At 63.7% G+C, this 16,289-nt stretch carries 16 protein-coding genes; 10 read left to right on the forward strand and 6 right to left on the reverse strand.

Going from position 1 to position 16,289, the window contains the following annotated elements; genetic code table 11:
- The gene (locus VR74_RS02775) at nucleotides 1-864 is read right to left on the reverse strand and encodes an NAD(P)-dependent oxidoreductase (RefSeq protein WP_045694227.1); all 864 of its coding nucleotides are present in this window, start codon (nucleotides 862-864) and stop codon (nucleotides 1-3) included.
- A gap of 80 nt (nucleotides 865-944) precedes the next feature.
- Here VR74_RS02775 and VR74_RS02780 point away from each other — a divergent pair, with 80 nt between their 5' ends.
- Genes VR74_RS02780 through VR74_RS02810 form a run of 7 tightly spaced genes read left to right on the forward strand, consistent with a single transcriptional unit; the run spans nucleotide 945 to nucleotide 8,884 of the window.
- Nucleotides 945-1,679: a flagellar motor protein MotB gene (locus tag VR74_RS02780; RefSeq protein WP_045694229.1), complete on the forward strand. Its 735-nt coding sequence runs from the start codon at nucleotides 945-947 to the stop codon at nucleotides 1,677-1,679.
- A 44-nt stretch (nucleotides 1,680-1,723) separates the two neighbouring features.
- Entirely contained in the window at nucleotides 1,724-3,568 is a 1,845-nt protein-coding gene (locus VR74_RS02785; RefSeq protein WP_045694230.1) for an SLC13 family permease, read from the forward strand.
- A gap of 17 nt (nucleotides 3,569-3,585) precedes the next feature.
- Complete coding sequence (locus tag VR74_RS02790; protein ID WP_045694232.1) at nucleotides 3,586-4,344, forward strand: arginyltransferase; 759 nt, start codon at nucleotides 3,586-3,588, stop codon at nucleotides 4,342-4,344.
- Nucleotides 4,345-4,386: 42 nt separating this feature from the next.
- On the forward strand, nucleotides 4,387-5,496 hold the full coding sequence (locus VR74_RS02795) for a TRAP transporter substrate-binding protein (RefSeq protein ID WP_045694233.1): 1,110 nt from the start codon (nucleotides 4,387-4,389) through the stop codon (nucleotides 5,494-5,496).
- Between the two features lie 13 nt (nucleotides 5,497-5,509).
- Nucleotides 5,510-6,187: a TRAP transporter small permease subunit gene (locus VR74_RS02800; protein ID WP_299949433.1), complete on the forward strand. Its 678-nt coding sequence runs from the start codon at nucleotides 5,510-5,512 to the stop codon at nucleotides 6,185-6,187.
- The gene (locus VR74_RS02805; protein ID WP_045694235.1) at nucleotides 6,177-7,757 is read left to right on the forward strand and encodes a TRAP transporter large permease subunit; all 1,581 of its coding nucleotides are present in this window, start codon (nucleotides 6,177-6,179) and stop codon (nucleotides 7,755-7,757) included. The genes VR74_RS02800 and VR74_RS02805 overlap by 11 nt, the downstream gene beginning before the upstream one ends.
- Complete coding sequence (locus VR74_RS02810) at nucleotides 7,754-8,884, forward strand: aminotransferase class I/II-fold pyridoxal phosphate-dependent enzyme (RefSeq protein WP_045694237.1); 1,131 nt, start codon at nucleotides 7,754-7,756, stop codon at nucleotides 8,882-8,884. The genes VR74_RS02805 and VR74_RS02810 overlap by 4 nt, the downstream gene beginning before the upstream one ends.
- 138 nt (nucleotides 8,885-9,022) lie before the next feature.
- Here VR74_RS02810 and VR74_RS02815 read toward each other — a convergent pair whose 3' ends face one another.
- From VR74_RS02815 to VR74_RS02825, 3 genes are all read right to left on the reverse strand, one after another.
- The gene (locus tag VR74_RS02815; protein WP_045694239.1) at nucleotides 9,023-9,949 is read right to left on the reverse strand and encodes an IS110 family transposase; all 927 of its coding nucleotides are present in this window, start codon (nucleotides 9,947-9,949) and stop codon (nucleotides 9,023-9,025) included.
- Between the two features lie 206 nt (nucleotides 9,950-10,155).
- A complete protein-coding gene (locus VR74_RS02820; RefSeq protein WP_045694241.1) occupies nucleotides 10,156-10,485 on the reverse strand; it encodes a hypothetical protein in 330 nt (109 codons plus the stop codon).
- Nucleotides 10,486-10,539: 54 nt separating this feature from the next.
- Complete coding sequence (locus VR74_RS02825) at nucleotides 10,540-11,103, reverse strand: LemA family protein (protein WP_045694242.1); 564 nt, start codon at nucleotides 11,101-11,103, stop codon at nucleotides 10,540-10,542.
- A 111-nt stretch (nucleotides 11,104-11,214) separates the two neighbouring features.
- On the opposite strand from VR74_RS02825, the gene VR74_RS02830 reads away from it, so the two are divergent.
- Nucleotides 11,215-11,964 carry a Sir2 family NAD-dependent protein deacetylase gene (locus tag VR74_RS02830; RefSeq protein ID WP_045694244.1) on the forward strand — a complete coding sequence of 250 codons (750 nt, stop codon included), beginning with the start codon at nucleotides 11,215-11,217 and terminating at the stop codon, nucleotides 11,962-11,964.
- 64 nt (nucleotides 11,965-12,028) lie between these two features.
- On the opposite strand, the gene VR74_RS02835 is transcribed toward VR74_RS02830, so the two are convergent.
- Both VR74_RS02835 and parC read right to left on the reverse strand, forming a co-directional pair.
- The gene (locus tag VR74_RS02835) at nucleotides 12,029-12,532 is read right to left on the reverse strand and encodes an Hsp20/alpha crystallin family protein (RefSeq protein WP_045694245.1); all 504 of its coding nucleotides are present in this window, start codon (nucleotides 12,530-12,532) and stop codon (nucleotides 12,029-12,031) included.
- Between the two features lie 184 nt (nucleotides 12,533-12,716).
- A complete protein-coding gene (parC, locus tag VR74_RS02840) occupies nucleotides 12,717-14,951 on the reverse strand; it encodes a DNA topoisomerase IV subunit A (RefSeq protein WP_045694247.1) in 2,235 nt (744 codons plus the stop codon).
- A 122-nt stretch (nucleotides 14,952-15,073) separates the two neighbouring features.
- Here parC and VR74_RS02845 point away from each other — a divergent pair, with 122 nt between their 5' ends.
- Together VR74_RS02845 and VR74_RS02850 are read left to right on the forward strand one after the other, a co-directional pair.
- Nucleotides 15,074-15,757: an extensin family protein gene (locus tag VR74_RS02845; protein WP_045694248.1), complete on the forward strand. Its 684-nt coding sequence runs from the start codon at nucleotides 15,074-15,076 to the stop codon at nucleotides 15,755-15,757.
- 82 nt (nucleotides 15,758-15,839) lie between these two features.
- A complete protein-coding gene (locus VR74_RS02850; RefSeq protein ID WP_045694250.1) occupies nucleotides 15,840-16,268 on the forward strand; it encodes an MAPEG family protein in 429 nt (142 codons plus the stop codon).
- The last annotated feature ends 21 nt before the right edge of the window (nucleotides 16,269-16,289 follow it).

Raw genomic sequence — 16,289 nt, forward strand, 5'->3', positions numbered from 1 at the left:
CTATGCGTCCCGCTTCAGGCGGGCAATCAGGCTGCTCGTATCCCAGCGGGCGCCGCCCATCGCCTGAACGTCGGCATAATACTGGTCCACCGTCGCCGTCATCGGCAGGCTCGCGCCATTCTCGCGTGCTGCCTCCAGCGTGATGCGCAGGTCCTTGCGCATCCAGTCGACCGCAAAGCCATGCGTGAAGTGACCGGCAACCATCGTCTCCCAGCGGTTCTCCATCTGCCAGCTCTGGGCCGCACCGCCACTGATCGCCGCGATCACTTTCGCCGCGTCCAGTCCGGCTTTCTCGGCAAAGTGCAGCCCCTCGGCGAGGCCCTGCACGATTCCCGCAATGCAGATCTGGTTGACGGACTTGGCGAGTTGCCCTGCGCCGCTGTCACCGATCAGCGTCATCGACTTGCCGAACGCAGCCATCACCGGCTCGGCCGCCGCGAAGGCACGCTCGTCTCCGCCGCACATGATGGTCAGCTTGCCATTCACCGCGCCTGCTTCGCCGCCGGAGATCGGCGCGTCAATGAAATGCGCCCCCTTGGCCTTGCACCGCTCATACAGTTCACGCGCCAGCCCGGCCGACGCCGTCGTATGATCGACCACGATCATGCCGGCGCCGAGGCTCGGCTCCAGCGCGTCAAATACAGTGCGCACATCCGGGTCATCGCCGAGGCACAGGAACACGAATTCCGCGCCGAAGGCGGCGGTTGCCGGATCTTTCGCGACCTCGCCCTTGTGTGCCTTTTTCCAAGCCGCGCTCTTGGCACCGGTTCGGTTCCAGACGCTGACCTGATGCCCGGCCCGGGCCAGGTGCCCCGCCATGTGAAACCCCATCACGCCAAGTCCAAGGAATGCCGTCCGCGCCATGTCTCTGTCTCCTGTTATGCTAGGCGGATTAGATCAAATTTCATCTAAATCCTACCCTTGCCTTAGACCTGACCTTCACCATGGCCTGCTATGACTGGCACATCGGATCAGAAGGACCGGATTTCGAGCGCATGGCGATTGCCACTCACTCTCGGCGGTATGCGGGCAGAATGCCCGCCGCGCCTGCCCGCAAAACGGGCACCTGGAAGATGGCCTATGCCGACTTCCTCACCGCGCTCATGGCATTCTTTCTCCTGATGTGGATCATCAGCGGCGTCTCTCCCGAGGGCCGTGACGAAATCGCCAAACACTTCAACAGCAACACCTCTCCCACCGCCCAGTCAGCGGCGGCTGAAACCAGTTCGGCTGCAGGCCGCCTGTTCACGGCGCTCAGCCAGCAATCGGGCCTTGTCGCGGCGGGCGACAGTGTTGTCCTCGCCCGCGAAGCAGACGGCGTCCGCATCGACCTTGTCGATTCGGCGCGCAATCCGCTGTTTGATTCGGGCAGCGGTGCCTTCTCGCCAGCCGGCCTCGCCCTTGCCGAGACAACCGGTCATGTCCTGATGCAGTTTTCCGAACCTGTGTCCATCGAAGGTCATACCGATGCCTTCAGCGGTGCCAGCTCGACCTATTCCAACTGGGAACTCTCGTCAGACCGGGCCAATGAGGCCCGCCGCGCCCTGATCGCCGCCGGTCTGGCACCGGCCCGCATCCGCGCTGTCACAGGTCTGGCAGACACGCGGCCCTTGCAGGCGGGCCAACCGCACTTGTCAGCAAACCGCCGCGTCAGCATACTGGTTCACATTCACGACTGATAACCTGTATGGGGGACAGTGCGCGCTGAAGAACCGGAGCCTTGATGATCGCTGACTTCCTGGCCCACTGGCCCATGTGGGCAAGCCTCGCGGTTGTTCTCGCTGCAATTGGTTTCTACATGTCGGACCGCTGGCCGATGGAGCTTGTCTCTGTCGGGGTAATGGCGGCTTTGCTCCTGCTGTTCACAATTCCCGGCGCGCATGGCGCAGACGGTTCACCCATCAGCGCGGCAGAGCTTCTGTCCGGCTTCGGCAATCCGGCCCTGATCACCATCATGGCCCTGCTCGTCGTCGGCCAGGGCCTCTTCCAGACCGGCGCCCTCGACGGGCCGACAAAGGCGCTCGTCGCCGGCTATGAAAAGCGCCCGATTGCCACGCTCGTCCTCGCCTTTCTCGGCGTCTTCGTGACCAGCGCCTTCGTCAACAATACGCCTATCGTCATCATGTTCCTGCCGGTGATGAGCGCCATCGCCAAGCGGATGAATGCCTCGCAATCCAAGCTGATGATGCCGCTCAGCTTCGCCTCGATCTTTGCCGGCATGACCACACTGATCGGTACCTCGACCAACCTGCTCGCTGCCGAGGCCTTCCAGCGCATCGAAGGCCGCCAGCTCGGCTTCTTCGACCAGTCGCCCATGGGCCTCATCCTTGCCGGCGCGGGGTTTATCTACCTTGCCATCTTCTCGAAATTCCTCCTGCCCAATCGCCGCGGCCTCAGCGACGAGCTGGCCCAGCCCTCCGGCAAGCAGTTCGTCGCCCAGATCGAAGTCACCTTCGGCCACTTCCTGAAGGGCAAGAAGCCCGTCGCAGGCATGTTTGCCGACCTGCCCGACATGACCGTCCGCATGATCCAGCGCGGCGAACGCGCCTTCCTGCCGCCCTATGAGGACATCACCCTACAGCCGGGTGACCTCGTCATCGTCGCCGCCACCCGCGCCGCCCTCCAGAACGTCCTCGCCCGCCAGCCGGACTTCCTCCAGCAGGTCTGGGAATCGGCCGGCGGCGACCTCGACGATAACAGCCGTCCCGGCGCGCTCGCCCTCACCGAAGCCGTCATTGCGCCCGGCTCGCGCATGGTCGGGCGCACGGTCGAGATGCTGGGTTTCCGCCGTCTCACCCGCGCCGTCACCCTCGGCATCCAGCGCCGCAGCCGCATGATTCGCACCAAGCTCGGCGAAATCCGGCTCGAATCCGGCGACACGCTGCTGCTGTGCGGCCCGGTCGATGCCTTCCGGGAATTGCGGTCCAGCCGCGACATCATCCTGCTCGAATGGTCCCAGACCGAAATCCCGCTCACCACCCGCGCCGTCGCCGCCCGCCTCATCGCCCTCGCCATGGTCGCCCTCGCCGCCACCAGTGTCATCTCCATCCTTCACGCCTCGGTCCTGGCGGCCGTCGCCATGCTGGTTCTAGGCTGCGTCAACACCCGCCAGGCCAGCCGTTCGCTGGACCTGCGCATCTTCCTTGTCATCGGGGCGGCCCTCGCCATGGGCATGGCGCTTGAAAAGACTGGTGCTGCAGCAGCCATTGCACATGCGGTGGTGAACTTCGCGGCGCCGTACGGCACGCTGGCGGTCCTCTCGGCCCTGTTCATCAGCGTCGCCATCCTGACCAACCTGCTGACCAATGCCGCCACCGCGATCCTGTTCTCGCCGATTGCCCTGTCGGCGGCGTCCGAACTCGGCGTCAGCGACCCGTTACCCTTCCTTCTGGCCGTGATCTACGGGGCAAATTGCAGCTTCGCCACCCCCTTCGCCTACCAGACCAACATGCTCGTCATGGGCCCCGGACACTACAAATTCGGCGATTTCATGAAATTCGGCGCCCCGCTCGTTTTGGTACTTTGGTGTGTCTTTACGATCTTCGCCCCTTGGCGGTTTGATCTGTAAGTGTATCGTCTCAAACCATGAAGTTCACGGACTCCAACATTTTGCCTGCCGGGCTCGAGCGCTCGTTGCGTTTCTACGTGACGAACCCCAGCCCGTGCCCGTATCTGCCCGGCATGCGCGAGCGCAAAGCTTTCACCAATCTCGCCGTCTCTGACGCCGACTCGATCCACAATTCGCTCAGCCAGGCCGGCTTCCGACGCAGCCAGACCATCGCCTACCGGCCCGCCTGCCCGCGCTGCAATGCCTGCCGCAGCGTGCGCGTGCCGACGCGCGAATTCATCCAGTCCCGCAATGACCGCCGCGCCATCGCCCGCAATGCCTCGCTGGTGCGCTCGCCGGTCCAGGCCGTCGCCACGCGCGAACAGTTCCGCCTGCTTCGCGATTATGTGAAAACCCGCCACGACAAGGGCGGCATGTCCGAAATGACCTATCGCGACTATGTCACCATGGTCGGCGGCAGCCCGGTGCAGAGCCTGATCTTCGAGTATCGTGACGGCACCGATAGTGACGCGCCCCTGATCGCGGTGTCGATCACCGATGTCCTGCGCGACGGTTTCTCGATGGTCTACACCTTCTTCGACCCGGCGATGGAATCGCGCGGCCTCGGCCACTTCATGATCCTCGACCACATCCGGCACGCCCAGGACCTCGGCTTGCCGCACGTCTATCTCGGCTATTGGGTCAAAGGCAGCCCGAAGATGGACTACAAGCGTCGCTACAAGCCCCTCGAAGTGCTGGACGGCGACCAGTGGCGAACGCTAAGAGACGACGAATAGTCCCTGATTCATGACAGGGCGGGTCGCTGGGGAGGACCATGCATGATCAACCGACGCAATATGGTTGGCGCCGGCCTGCTCGGCGCAGCCGGAGCCGCCGCCGCGTTTGCCAACCCGGAAGCCGCGCAGGTTCTCGCCCCCGCGAAGATCAACCGCAGCCGCCGCAAGTTCAACATGGTCACCACCTGGCCCAAGGGCCTGCCGGGCCTCGGGCGCGCCGCCGAACGGGTGGCCGAGCGGGTCTTCGCCATGTCCGATGGCCTGATGGAGATCAAGGTTTTCGCCGCCGGCGAGCTGGTGCCCGCCTTTGAAAGCTTCGATGCCGTCGCCAATGGTTCGGCCGACATGTATCACGGCGCCGAATATTACTGGACGGCCAAGTCCACCGCCTTCCCCTTCTTTACCGCCGTGCCCTTCGGCATGACGGCCCAGGAGATCATGGGCTGGATCGATTTCGGCGGCGGCCAGCAACTCTGGGACGAACTCTCCGGCCAGTTCGGCGTCAAGGCCATTCAGGGCGCCAATACCGGCCACCAGATGGGCGGCTGGTTCCGCAAGGAAATCAACAGCCTGGATGATCTGGTCGGCCTCAAAATGCGCATTCCCGGCCAGGGCGGCGACGTGCTGCGGGCCCTCGGCGGATCGGCCATCTCACTGTCGGGCGGCGAAATCTATCAGGCCCTGCAGACCGGCTCCATCGACGCCACCGAATGGGTGGGCCCGTGGAACGACTACGCCCTCGGCTTCCACCGCGAAGCGCCTTACTATTACGGCCCCGGCTTCCACGAACCGGGCGCCAGCCTCGCCGTCGGCATCAATCTCAAAGTGTGGGAAGGCCTCACACCGGGCGAAAGGGCCATCATCACGGCGGCCTGCGAGGCGACCAACCACACATCGCTTGGCGAATTCACCTACCAGAACTCGGTCTATCTCGACCTGCTCGTGCGCGAACACGGCACGAAACTGCGGTCATTCCCGCCGGAAGTCGTTGCGCGTATGGCCGAAGCCGCCGCGGATGTCCGCGCCGCCAGCGGCCGGGATGGTATCGAAAGGCGCATCTATGAGAGCTTCGAGACAAGCCTGAAACTCATGCGCGGCTGGGCGTCGGTTTCCGACGGCGCCTATTATACTGCCCGCGAACTCGGCAAATAGGCTGGCGGGGCAGATGGTGGATCCCGGTGTTTTCCTGCTGATCGGTGACTGGCTGAAGGTCATCGGCATCCTGTGCCTGCCTTTCTTCCTCGTGCCCCTGATCGCCGTGGCCTTGCCGGGAAGGCTCGACGGTCTCGCCAAACGCATGATCGCGGGCCTTGATGCCCTGTCCGGCGCCGCGCTCAACGCCGCCATTTTCAGCGCCCTCCTGCTGGTCGTCTCACAGCTCGCGGTTGTCATTCTGCGCTATGCGTTCGGCCTCTCCTTCACCTGGCTCAGCGAGATCGTCATCTACGCCTTCGCCGCCATGTTCATGCTCGGCTCGGCCGCCGCCCTGCGCGATGATGCCCATGTCCGGGTCGACATCCTGCGTCCCCGCTTTGGCGAGTCAGGGCGCAACTGGATCGAGCTTGTCGGCACCTATCTCTTCCTCTTCCCCATCTGCCTGCGCCTCATCACCAATGGCGAACAGGGCCTGACCCGCTCATGGTCCTTGCTCGAAGGCTCCCGCGAATCCGATGGCCTGCCGATCCTCTTCCTGTTCAAGACGCTCGTGCCCGTTTTCGCGATCCTGCTGATGGGGGCGGGCCTCTCCGTGGCGCTGAAAGCGGCGCTCCGGCTGACGGGCGCGCTGGCGCCCGCCGCCACGCCCATCGAAGGCGAAACCGGGGGAGGCCATGATGGAGTTTGAGATCATCCTCGCCGTCGCCATGTTCGCCTGCGCCATCCTTGGCCTACTGGCGGGCTATTCCGTGGCGCTGACCCTTGGCGGCGTCGCCCTCCTCTTCGCCCTTGTCGGCATCGCCACCGGCACATTCTCCGCCTCTTTCCTGATCGCCTTCCCCAGCCGCATCCAGGGCGGCTCGATCATGCAGAGCCAGACACTGGTTGCCGTGCCCCTGTTCGTCCTGATGGGCGTCATCCTCGAACGCTCCCGCGTGGCGGAAGACCTGCTGCACATTGCCAGCCGCCTACTGGCGAAAGTGCGCGGCGGCCTCGGCTATGCCGTCATCCTCGTGGGCGCCCTGCTGGCCGCTTCCACCGGCATCGTCGGCGCCACCGTCATCACGATGACGCTGATCGCCCTGCCCACCATGCTGCGCCAGGGATACGACCCCAAACTCGCCACCGGCACCATTGCCGCCTCAGGCACGCTCGGCCAGATCATCCCGCCCTCCATCGTGCTGATCCTGCTCGCAGACGCCGTCTCCAATGCCGCCAGCCAGGCCAGCCTCAAGGGCGCAGGATCCGGCGTCGTCTCCGTCGGAGACCTCTTTGCTGGGGCGCTCATTCCCGGCATCCTGCTCGTCGTCTTCTACCTGCTCTACATCGCGGTAACCGCCTTCTTCCGCCCTGCCGCCTGCCCGACGGTCACGCTCGCCGAAGATACCGAACCGCTGACCGTCAAGGAAGTCGCCTTCGGCCTTGGCGCGCCGCTCCTGCTGATCGTGGCCGTGCTCGGCGCCATCCTCGGCGGTGTCGCCCCGCCCACTGAAGCCGCTGCAATCGGCGCAGCAGGCGCCGTCCTTCTCGCAGGGCTGCGCCTCTCGGAAGAGGCCAACAGCCGCCTCTCCCCGCTCCTCCTTGCCGGTCTCGTCAGCATCGCGGCGATCCTTCTGCTGCGCAATACGATGGACCTGCGCGCGGGGGTCGAAACCATCAGCGCCGGCAATGCCATCGGCATCGTGCTCACCCTGCTCGCCAGCCTTGTTTTCTTCGCCGGTTTCGCTGCGGGCCTGCTTGTCCTGCGCAAGGTGCGCCAGCTCCTGCCCGCCCTCACCAGCGCCACGCACATCACCAGCATGGTCTTCCTCATCCTGATCGGCGCCTCGCTGTTCAGCCTCGTCTTCCGCGGCTATGGCGGCGACGAAATGGTGGCGGAAATCCTCCACATGGCCCCCGGCGGCAAATGGGGGGCTCTCGCGCTCACCATGCTCGTCATGTTCATCCTCGGCTTCTTCCTCGACTTCATCGAGATCGTGTTCGTGGTCGTGCCCCTCGTGGCCCCGCCTTTGATCATTCTCGGCTTCGATCCGGTCTGGCTGGCCATCCTCATGGCGCTGAACCTGCAGACCAGCTTCCTCACGCCGCCCTTCGGCTTTGCGCTGTTCTACCTGCGCGGCGCAGCACCGGACGAGATCAGGACCACGGACATCTGGCGCGGTGCCGTGCCGTTCATCGGCCTTCAGGTCGCCATGATCATCCTCGTCGCCGCCGTTCCCGCCCTCGCCACCTGGCTGCCAGGCCTAGCAGCCCATTGAGCCAGGATGTCGCCCCCTTCCGCGCAATTGCCGTCAGCCGCCTTGCCCACGAGCTGCAGGCCGCAGGGCGCTCGGTCATCCATATGGAATTTGGCCAGCCATCGACGGGCGCGCCGAGACGCGCCGTTGAAACCGCGCACAGGATTCTCGACACTGAATCGATGGGCTATTGGGAAAGCCCGGCCCTCAAGGCACGCATCTGCCAGCACTATAGCGACACTTACGGGGTCGAGGTCACGCCCCGCCGCCTCGCCATCACCTGCGGCGCCTCGCCCGCCCTCGTGCTCGCCCTGTCGTCGGCCTTCGCGCCGGGTGACACGGTTGCCCTCGCCCGGCCGGGCTATGTCGCCTACCGCAACACGCTGCGCGCGCTGAACCTTGTCCCCGCCGAAATCGAATGCGGCGAGGAGACCCGCTTCCAGCTGACCGCCGCCCAGATCGCCGCGCTCGATCCCGCTCCCGCCGGCCTCATCATCGCCAGCCCCGCCAACCCGACCGGCACCATCCTGCCCGAGGCCGAACTCGCCGCCATCGTGGCCGTCTGCGCCGCGCGCGGCATCCGCATCATCTCCGACGAAATCTATCACGGCCTTTCCTATGGCCCGCGCACGGCCTCGATCCTCGAGCACACGGCCGATGCCTTCGTCATCAATTCCTTCTCGAAATATTTCTCGATGGCGGGCTGGCGCCTCGGCTGGATCGTTTCGCCGGACGACATGGCCAGCCGCGTCGCTGCGTATATCGGCAACATGTTCCTCACCGCGCCGTCCCTGTCCCAGCATGCCGGTCTCGTCGCCATGGATTGCCGCGACGAACTGGAAGGCCATGTGCAGACCTACACGCACAATCGCGACCTCATGCTCGCCGCCCTGCCCGCCCTCGGCCTCGAACGCATCGCCCCGCCGGACGGCGCCTTCTACATCTATGCTGACATTTCGCGCTTCACCGATGACAGCCTGGAATTCTGCATGCAGCTGCTGAAAGACACCGGCGTCGCCACCGCCCCCGGCGTCGATTTCGACCCGGTCGACGGCCACCGCTTCATGCGCTTCTCATTCGCCGTCTCCACACCGGAAGTCGAAGATGCCCTCGCCCGCATCACGCCCTGGTTCAAGGCGCGCGGCTGACTCCCGTCCCGCTTCCCAAACAAGCTCATCCTGAGCGAAGCCTGTCCCTGCGCAGGCAGGGATCGAAGGACGAGCCGGGCTGAACCCATGTCTCGCTCACGCCCATCCTTCGACTTCGCTCAGCGACTGTCTTGGGGGTCAAGCGGTCTGCCATGATTTTTTGTCCCTGATGATGGCGTTGAGGATGGTGAGTAGTTTTCTGGCGACGGCGATGAGGGCGAGCTTCTTTGGTTTTCCGCGGGCGATCAGATCGTCGCGGAAGGTTTTGAGGGTTGGGTTGTAGCGTGCGGCGACCATGGCCCCCATGAACAGGGCCGACCGGACGCTGGCGCGCCCGCCGCTGATGAAGCTTTGCCCGCGCCACTGGCCGGACTGGCGTGTGTAAGGCGCCAGTCCGGCCAGTGCCGCAATCTGACGTCTGTCCAGGCTGCCAAGTTCAGGCAGCTCCGCGATTAGTGTCCGGGCGATCTGATCCCCGATACCGGGCACCGAGGTCAGAAGGTCAAGGGTCTGTGCCCATACCGGCGAGTTGCGGACGGCCTCATCAATGCCGCCATCGACACTCGACAGCTCCTTCTCCAACGCCCGGACGAGCCGGGCAATCGACTTCTTCATGCGGGGAGAGGCACGATGCTCGCGTTGGCGTTCGGCGACAATCATCGCGATGATCTGGCGCCGGCGGCTGACCAGGTCGGCCAGTTCCCGCGCCTGTGCATCCGGCAGCGCCCGCACAGGCGGGCGGACCGCCTGTGCGAACAGCGCAATCACCCGGGCATCGACCTTGTCGGTCTTGGCCCGCTGTCCGAGACTGAACGCAAACGCCCGCACCTGAGCCGGGTTGACCGTGACAACGTCCAGACCGGCCGCCGCCAGACTGGCGGTCACCACCGCCTCGAGCCCGCCGGTCGCCTCCACCACCGCCAGGCAACGGCCCTGAGGCCGCAGGAACCCCGCCAACTCATCCAGCCCGTCCGCGTCGCGGCGAAAACGTACGGCCTGTCCCGATGGCTCGACACTCACATCCAGCCAATCCTTCGAAACGTCTATACCTGCATAAATGTCCATCGGATCCCATCCTTGCCTAAGCGGGCTCGCCTTGCGGCCCTGGCGACTGTTCGGGGTCGATGAACCGGCGGGTTGCGATCCTCGCTGAGCTGCGGGCTTCAAGGCCCAAGGATGAGACGGACTGCAACCCGCCGCCGCACCGCCAACAATAGCACATGTGCGAAGTGCTGAGTTACAAGGATGAGCACTTCGAAAGCGCGGCTCGACTACCCGCAATCATACTCCGCTTCCGCCCCTCCATCGGGCGTCATTTCCAGTGACACGAAGCTGCAGCCCTCCGGCGCTGCCGCAATCGCGGCCTCCTCCAGTTCGGCCTGAGTCGGCGGCCCGGCGCTGGCTACGCCAAAACTGCCATCCGTCTTTATCGTGAATTTCAGCTTGAAGCCCTGTCCGGCCATCGGCGCGGCAAGGAAGGCATAATTCTGCGTCCCAATGGTCTGCGGCACGAGGCCGTCCCATGCCGACGCGCTCCAGCCGCCGCCGGAACTCGCGCAGGCGCCCAGCCACATGGCCGCAGCCAGAATCGGAAATCTCATCTCATGTCCTTCCACGACAGGCATGGGAGGCACACTACATGCAAACAGGAAGGATTAGAACTTCACTTCAGGCGGTGTGCTGAGCGCCTCGCGGCCTTCAAGGCCGACATCGAAGAAGTCACGCGGCTCGAAGCTGAACATCCCGGCAATGATGGAGCCGGGGAACTGCTCGCGTGAGGTGTTGTAGTCCTGCACGGCGGAGTTGTAGAAACGCCGCGCCGCGGCCAGCTTGTCTTCGATCGCCGAGAGCTCGTTCTGCAGCTGGATGAAGTTCTGGTTCGCCTTGAGGTCCGGATAGGCTTCGGCCAGCGCGAACAGCTTGCCCAGCGCGCCGGTCAGCATGCCTTCGGCCGCAGACATCTCTGCAGGGGTCGATGCCGACTGCGCCGCACTGCGCGCCGCGATCACCTGCTGGAAGGTTTCCTGCTCGTGCTTGGCATAGCCCTTCACCGTCTCGACAAGGTTCGGGATCAGGTTCTGGCGCTGCTTCAGCTGAACGTCCACGTCGGCAAAGGCCTGATTGACCCGCTGGCGCTTCATCACCAGGCCGTTGTAGATCAGGATGACAAAGCCGACGACGGCGACCACTGCCGCCAGAACGATTAGAATGGGGCTCATGAGCCGTCCCTCCACAAAATCAGATACACATGGCCTAGCGGCCAGACGCGTTTTGCGCAAGTCAGGCCAACCCGCTGGCTCTTACCATTCAAGTTTGCTTAAACTGGCGCCATGTCCGACGCTGCCACCCTCGCGCGCATGATCAACGCGGCAACGCGCGTGATGGTTTTCACCGGTGCGGGCATCTCGACCGAGAGCGGCATTCCCGATTTCCGCAGCCCCGGCGGCGTCTGGTCCACGATGAAGCCGATCTACTTCCAGGATTTTGTCGCCTCGCGCGACCAGCGCCGCGAAGCCTGGACGCGCGTCTTCAACCGCTCGGCCGGCTGGGTCGGCGCCAGCCCCAATGCTGGCCACCGCGCCGTGGCGCGGCTCGTCGCCTCGGGCAAGGTCGGCGCGGTGGTGACGCAGAATGTCGACAACCTGCACCAGGAGTCCGGCGTGCCGCCAGAGCAGGTCATCGAGGTGCACGGCAACGCCACCTATGCGCGCTGCCTCACCTGCGGCAAGCGCTACGAGATCGAAAAGCTCAAGCCCCGCTGGGAAGCGGACGAGGACCTGACCTGCGTGTTCTGCACCGGCCTGATCAAGACCGCGACCATATCGTTCGGCCAGGCCATGCCGGAAGACAAGATGGAACGCGCCGCTGAAGAAGCCCTGCTCTGCGACCTCTGCCTTGTGCTTGGCTCGTCCCTCGTCGTCTACCCCGCCGCCGGCATCCCGCTGGAAGCCAAGCGCAACGGCGCCAAACTGGTCATCGTCAACCGCGAACCCACCGATCAGGATGCCTATGCGGACCTGGTGCTGAACACGGAGATCGGGCCGCTGATGAATGCCGTGCTGGAGCAGCTGTCCAACTGACCCAAGCATGAAGGGCTGACTGCGGGCAGTCCTTCATTGATTGCAGAAAATGCCGGACGCCTGCCTAGTCGGCCTTCTTGATTTCGACACGCCGGACCTTTTCGACCTTCTCCGGCGATTTCGGCAGCTCGACATGAATGACGCCGTTCTTGAAGGTCGCCTTGATGTCGCCCTCTTTCACGTCGTTCGGTAATTGCAGCGAACGCTTGAACATGCCGTAGGAACGCTCCGAATACTGGATGCCGTTTTCCTTCTTGTTTTCCGCATGTTTGCGCTCGCCCTCGATCGTCAGGATGCCATCGGCGACATTCACCTCGACTTCGTTTTCGCTCATGCCCGGCAGGTCAGCTTCAATCAGATATGCAGTGTCGGTTTCGGAAACCTCGATTTCCGGCATGCTGATTGCGCCATTGCCTGACGCAAAATGCCGCTCCAAGCCGTTGCTCTGCCAGACATCCTGAAACAGGCGGTCAATACCGCGATGCAGTGTTTCAAAGGGATCGTTCGACGGACCAAGAACCGGAAGGTTCGACCTGTTTCCGAAGGGAATCAAATCACGGAATGACATTTTAAGTTCCTTTCCAAACTGGTTATCGACGCGCGGCCCTCAGCCCCTGTCAGGACAGGGCCGCAGGGAAAAATTTAGTCACGCCCCGGCTGAACTCAATACGTGAGTTCACCTAAGCTCGGTCCATTAACGCTTATTCATGGCGCCCGCCGGACTGGTTGCCTGTCGCGGCCCTTGTGGCGTGTCAGCCGTTAAACGTGCCCGTCCGCGGGAAGCCCTTCGGCACGGTCTTGCCGGCCTGGGCCCGCTTGCCGATCCACTCTTCCCATTCCGGGAAGGCACGGTGGCGCCCGCCAGCCATCACGATCAGGCCGTCGCGCTTGTCGAACGTCATCAGGTCGGCCAGCGTGTCCTTGCCGCGATAGGCCTGCAGCTTGTTGCCCTTACCGCGCGCCATTTCGGGCAGCTCGTCGAGCGGGAAGATCAGCATCTTCCGGTTTGATCCGACCACGGCCAGCATGTCGCCCTCAACCGGCATGCAAACGTTCAGCGTACCCTCGCCGGTATTGACCGCCTGCTTGCCCGCCTTGCGGTTGGATTCCAGTTCCTTCTCGTCGACCACAAAACCATAGCCGACGGTCGAGGCCATGACGCGCTTGCGGCCCTCCTCCAGCTTGAACATCGCAACGATATCCACGCTGTCCTCCAGCTCGATCGACAGGCGGATCGGCTCGCCATGCCCGCGCCCGCCCGGCAGCTTGTCGGCCATCAGCGTGAACGCCCGGCCATCCGACGCCATCAGGATGATCTTGTCCGTACTCATCACTTCTTCGCTCAGGTACAGCTCGTCGCCATCCTTGAACTTGGTCGCATCCGGGTCCAGGCCGTGGCCCTTCATCCCGCGTATCCAGCCCTGCGCCGACAGGACAACCGTCAGCGGCTCCTTCGGGCGCGAGGCTTCAAGGGCAGCGGCCAGGTCCACATCCGGCGCGTCTTCAAACTGCGCGCGGCGATCACCCAGCGCCGGGTCTTCGGTCAGCTGGTCACGCGCGGCCTTCAGCTGCTTGGAAACGCTCGTCCACTGGCGCGCGGTCGACCCGATCAGCTTGACCAGCTCGTCGCGCTCCTCGACCAGCTTGGTGTGCTCGCCACGGATTTCCATTTCTTCCAGCTTGCGCAAGGCCCGCAAACGCAGGTTCAGGATGGCTTCGGCCTGGATGTCGGAAATCCCGAACCGCGCCATCAATTCCTGCTTGGGCTCATCCTCTTCGCGGATGATGCGGATCACCTCGTCGATATTGAGATAGGCGATCAGGTAGCCGTCGAGCAGGTGCAGGCGCTTCTCGATCTTGTCGAGGCGAAACTCGGCGCGGCGCACGACCACTTCGCGGCGATGCTCCAGATAGGCCTTCAGCACGTCCTTCAGGCCCATGACCTGCGGCGCGCCCTTGTGCAGCACGTTCATGTTCATGCTGAAACGCGTTTCCAGGTCGCAGACCTTGAACAGGCTTTCCATCAGCACGTCGGGTTCCACCGTCTTGGCGCGCGGCACCAGCACGAGGCGCACGTCCTCGGCGCTCTCGTCGCGCACATCGTCCAGCAGCGGCAGTTTCTTCTGCTCCAACAGCTCGCCCAGCTTCTCCAGCAGGCGCGATTTCTGCACCTGGTAGGGAATCTGCGTCACGATGATCTGGTAGGTGCCCCGGCCGGTATCCTCGACCTCCCATTTCGCCCGCATGCGGAAGCTGCCCCGGCCCGTCTCATAGGCGTCGAGCATGGATTCACGGGATTCGACGATCACGCCGCCTGTCGGGAAATCCGGCCCCTTCACGAACTGCATCAGGTCAGCCGTCGTCGCCTTCGGCGTCTCGATCAGGAAGCGCGCGGCATCGATCACCTCGGCCGCATTGTGCGGCGGAATGCTGGTCGCCATGCCCACCGCGATACCCGTCGCACCATTGCAGAGCAGGTTCGGGAAGCCCGCCGGCAGCACGACCGGCTCTTCGTCATTCTCGGCATAGTTGGCGCGGAAATCGACGGCGTTCTCGCTGAGGCCATCCAGCAGCAGTTCCGCCGCATGGGTCATCCGCGCTTCGGTATAGCGATAGGCGGCTGCGCTATCCCCGTCGATATTGCCAAAGTTGCCCTGGCCATCGACCAGCGGGTAGCGGACGTTGAAATCCTGCGCCAGGCGCACCAGCGTGTCATAGATCGAGCTGTCGCCGTGCGGGTGCCAGTTACCCATCACGTCGCCGACAATCTTGGCGCACTTGCGGAAACCGCCTTCGGGATCCAGCTTCAGCTCCCGCATCCCATACAGGATGCGCCGCTGAACCGGCTTCAGGCCGTCACGCACATCCGGCAGCGCGCGGGAGGTAATGGTCGAGAGCGCATAGGCGAGATAGCGCTTCGACAGCGCCTCACTCATGGGTTCATTGATGATCCGGTCTTCCGGGCCACCGTCAAGCAGGTCGGTCATTCTGGCCTCTTTGCATCTCGTGCCACATTCTGGTGCAGGGGCCCGGTCTATACCGACTCGGGCCACTGCGCAGCATTAACAGAAACGGCGGTTTGGTTAAGGAATGGGTAAAACGCAAGCAAATGACTGAGTTTCGGGCCTGGCTCCTCCTTCTCGGCGTACCCGTGCTTGTGGTCGCCCTGCTCCTGTGGGTGGCGCCGCCGCGGCACAACCCGTTCGCGCCCATCGACCTGACAGACCGGATCGGCTTCGGCACCAAGGCCAAGCTGGAGCGCGCCCGTGACCAGCGGGACGTCTGTTTCGCGGCCCTCGATTCGGCATCCATCCTCTACACCCCGCTCGAAGACGACCCCAAAGGCCAGAAATGCAGCCTGCGGGGCGCCCTCACCCTCGACCGCACCCTCACCCCCTATTCCGCCACACTCAGCATGACCTGCGCCCAGACGGCCGCCCTCTACACCTGGGAACGCCATGTCGCCCGCCCGGCAGCAGTGGAAATCTTCGGCTCACCCCTCGCCCGGATCGAAACCTATGGCAGCTTCTCCTGTCGCAACATCGCCGGCAGCGGCCGCCTCTCCGAACATGCCCACGCCAATGCCGTCGACATTTCCGGCTTCCGCCTTGAGGATGGCCGCCTGATCGACGTGAAAACCCACTGGAAACAAGGCGGAAAGGAGGCGAAATTCCTCAAGCGCGTGCACGAAGGCGGCTGCGATATCTTCTCCGTCACCCTCGGCCCCGACTATAATGCCGCCCACGCGGACCATTTCCACTTCGACATGGGCAATGGCGGCATCTGCCGCTAAGGCACCTGCCGCAAGGACTCCCCTTCTGCACCCGGCAATCTTCGCTACACTGCTGAAAAACAAGAAGATCAGGGAGTTTCAAATGACCCATGCCATGCTTCTGCCCGTTGCCGTCCTTGCGGCCTGGTCACTGGTGATGTGGATATGGATGCTCAAGACGCGTGTCCCGGCGATGCAAAAGGCGCAGATGCACCCTGAAAAGGCCAAGCATACGCGCAGCGACGCCTTCAACGCCCTGCCCTCGGAAGTCCGCCAGATTTCGGACAACTACAACCATCTCATGGAACAGCCGACCATTTTCTATGCCTTGGCTCTGGCCCTCGCGCTCAGCGGATCTGCAGGCTTGGTTGATGTCGGCTTTGCGTGGGCGTACGTCGCCATCCGCATCGTACACTCGATCTGGCAGGCCACCGCCAACAAGGTCATGATCCGATTCTACATGTTCATCGCATCGACACTGATGCTCTTCCCGCTAGCAGGACGGGCGATCTACATCCTTGCGACAAGCTGAAAACAAGAATGATTCCAAAGG

It is taken from the genome of Hyphomonas sp. BRH_c22, assembly GCF_000961795.1.
Taxonomy (GTDB): Bacteria; Pseudomonadota; Alphaproteobacteria; order Caulobacterales; family Hyphomonadaceae; genus Hyphomonas.

What these genes read in the sequence shown, in the direction of transcription:
- VR74_RS02775 (WP_045694227.1), bottom strand. Translation starts at nt 864, where the DNA reads ATGGCGCGGACGGCATTCCTTGGACTTGGCGTGATGGGGTTTCACATG.
- VR74_RS02780 (WP_045694229.1), top strand. Translation starts at nt 945, where the DNA reads ATGGCCTGCTATGACTGGCACATCGGATCAGAAGGACCGGATTTCGAG.
- VR74_RS02785 (WP_045694230.1), top strand. Translation starts at nt 1,724, where the DNA reads ATGATCGCTGACTTCCTGGCCCACTGGCCCATGTGGGCAAGCCTCGCG.
- VR74_RS02790 (WP_045694232.1), top strand. Translation starts at nt 3,586, where the DNA reads ATGAAGTTCACGGACTCCAACATTTTGCCTGCCGGGCTCGAGCGCTCG.
- VR74_RS02795 (WP_045694233.1), top strand. Translation starts at nt 4,387, where the DNA reads ATGATCAACCGACGCAATATGGTTGGCGCCGGCCTGCTCGGCGCAGCC.
- VR74_RS02800 (WP_299949433.1), top strand. Translation starts at nt 5,510, where the DNA reads ATGGTGGATCCCGGTGTTTTCCTGCTGATCGGTGACTGGCTGAAGGTC.
- VR74_RS02805 (WP_045694235.1), top strand. Translation starts at nt 6,177, where the DNA reads ATGGAGTTTGAGATCATCCTCGCCGTCGCCATGTTCGCCTGCGCCATC.
- VR74_RS02815 (WP_045694239.1), bottom strand. Translation starts at nt 9,949, where the DNA reads ATGGACATTTATGCAGGTATAGACGTTTCGAAGGATTGGCTGGATGTG.
- VR74_RS02820 (WP_045694241.1), bottom strand. Translation starts at nt 10,485, where the DNA reads ATGAGATTTCCGATTCTGGCTGCGGCCATGTGGCTGGGCGCCTGCGCG.
- VR74_RS02825 (WP_045694242.1), bottom strand. Translation starts at nt 11,103, where the DNA reads ATGAGCCCCATTCTAATCGTTCTGGCGGCAGTGGTCGCCGTCGTCGGC.
- VR74_RS02830 (WP_045694244.1), top strand. Translation starts at nt 11,215, where the DNA reads ATGTCCGACGCTGCCACCCTCGCGCGCATGATCAACGCGGCAACGCGC.
- VR74_RS02835 (WP_045694245.1), bottom strand. Translation starts at nt 12,532, where the DNA reads ATGTCATTCCGTGATTTGATTCCCTTCGGAAACAGGTCGAACCTTCCG.
- parC (WP_045694247.1), bottom strand. Translation starts at nt 14,951, where the DNA reads ATGACCGACCTGCTTGACGGTGGCCCGGAAGACCGGATCATCAATGAA.
- VR74_RS02845 (WP_045694248.1), top strand. Translation starts at nt 15,074, where the DNA reads ATGACTGAGTTTCGGGCCTGGCTCCTCCTTCTCGGCGTACCCGTGCTT.
- VR74_RS02850 (WP_045694250.1), top strand. Translation starts at nt 15,840, where the DNA reads ATGACCCATGCCATGCTTCTGCCCGTTGCCGTCCTTGCGGCCTGGTCA.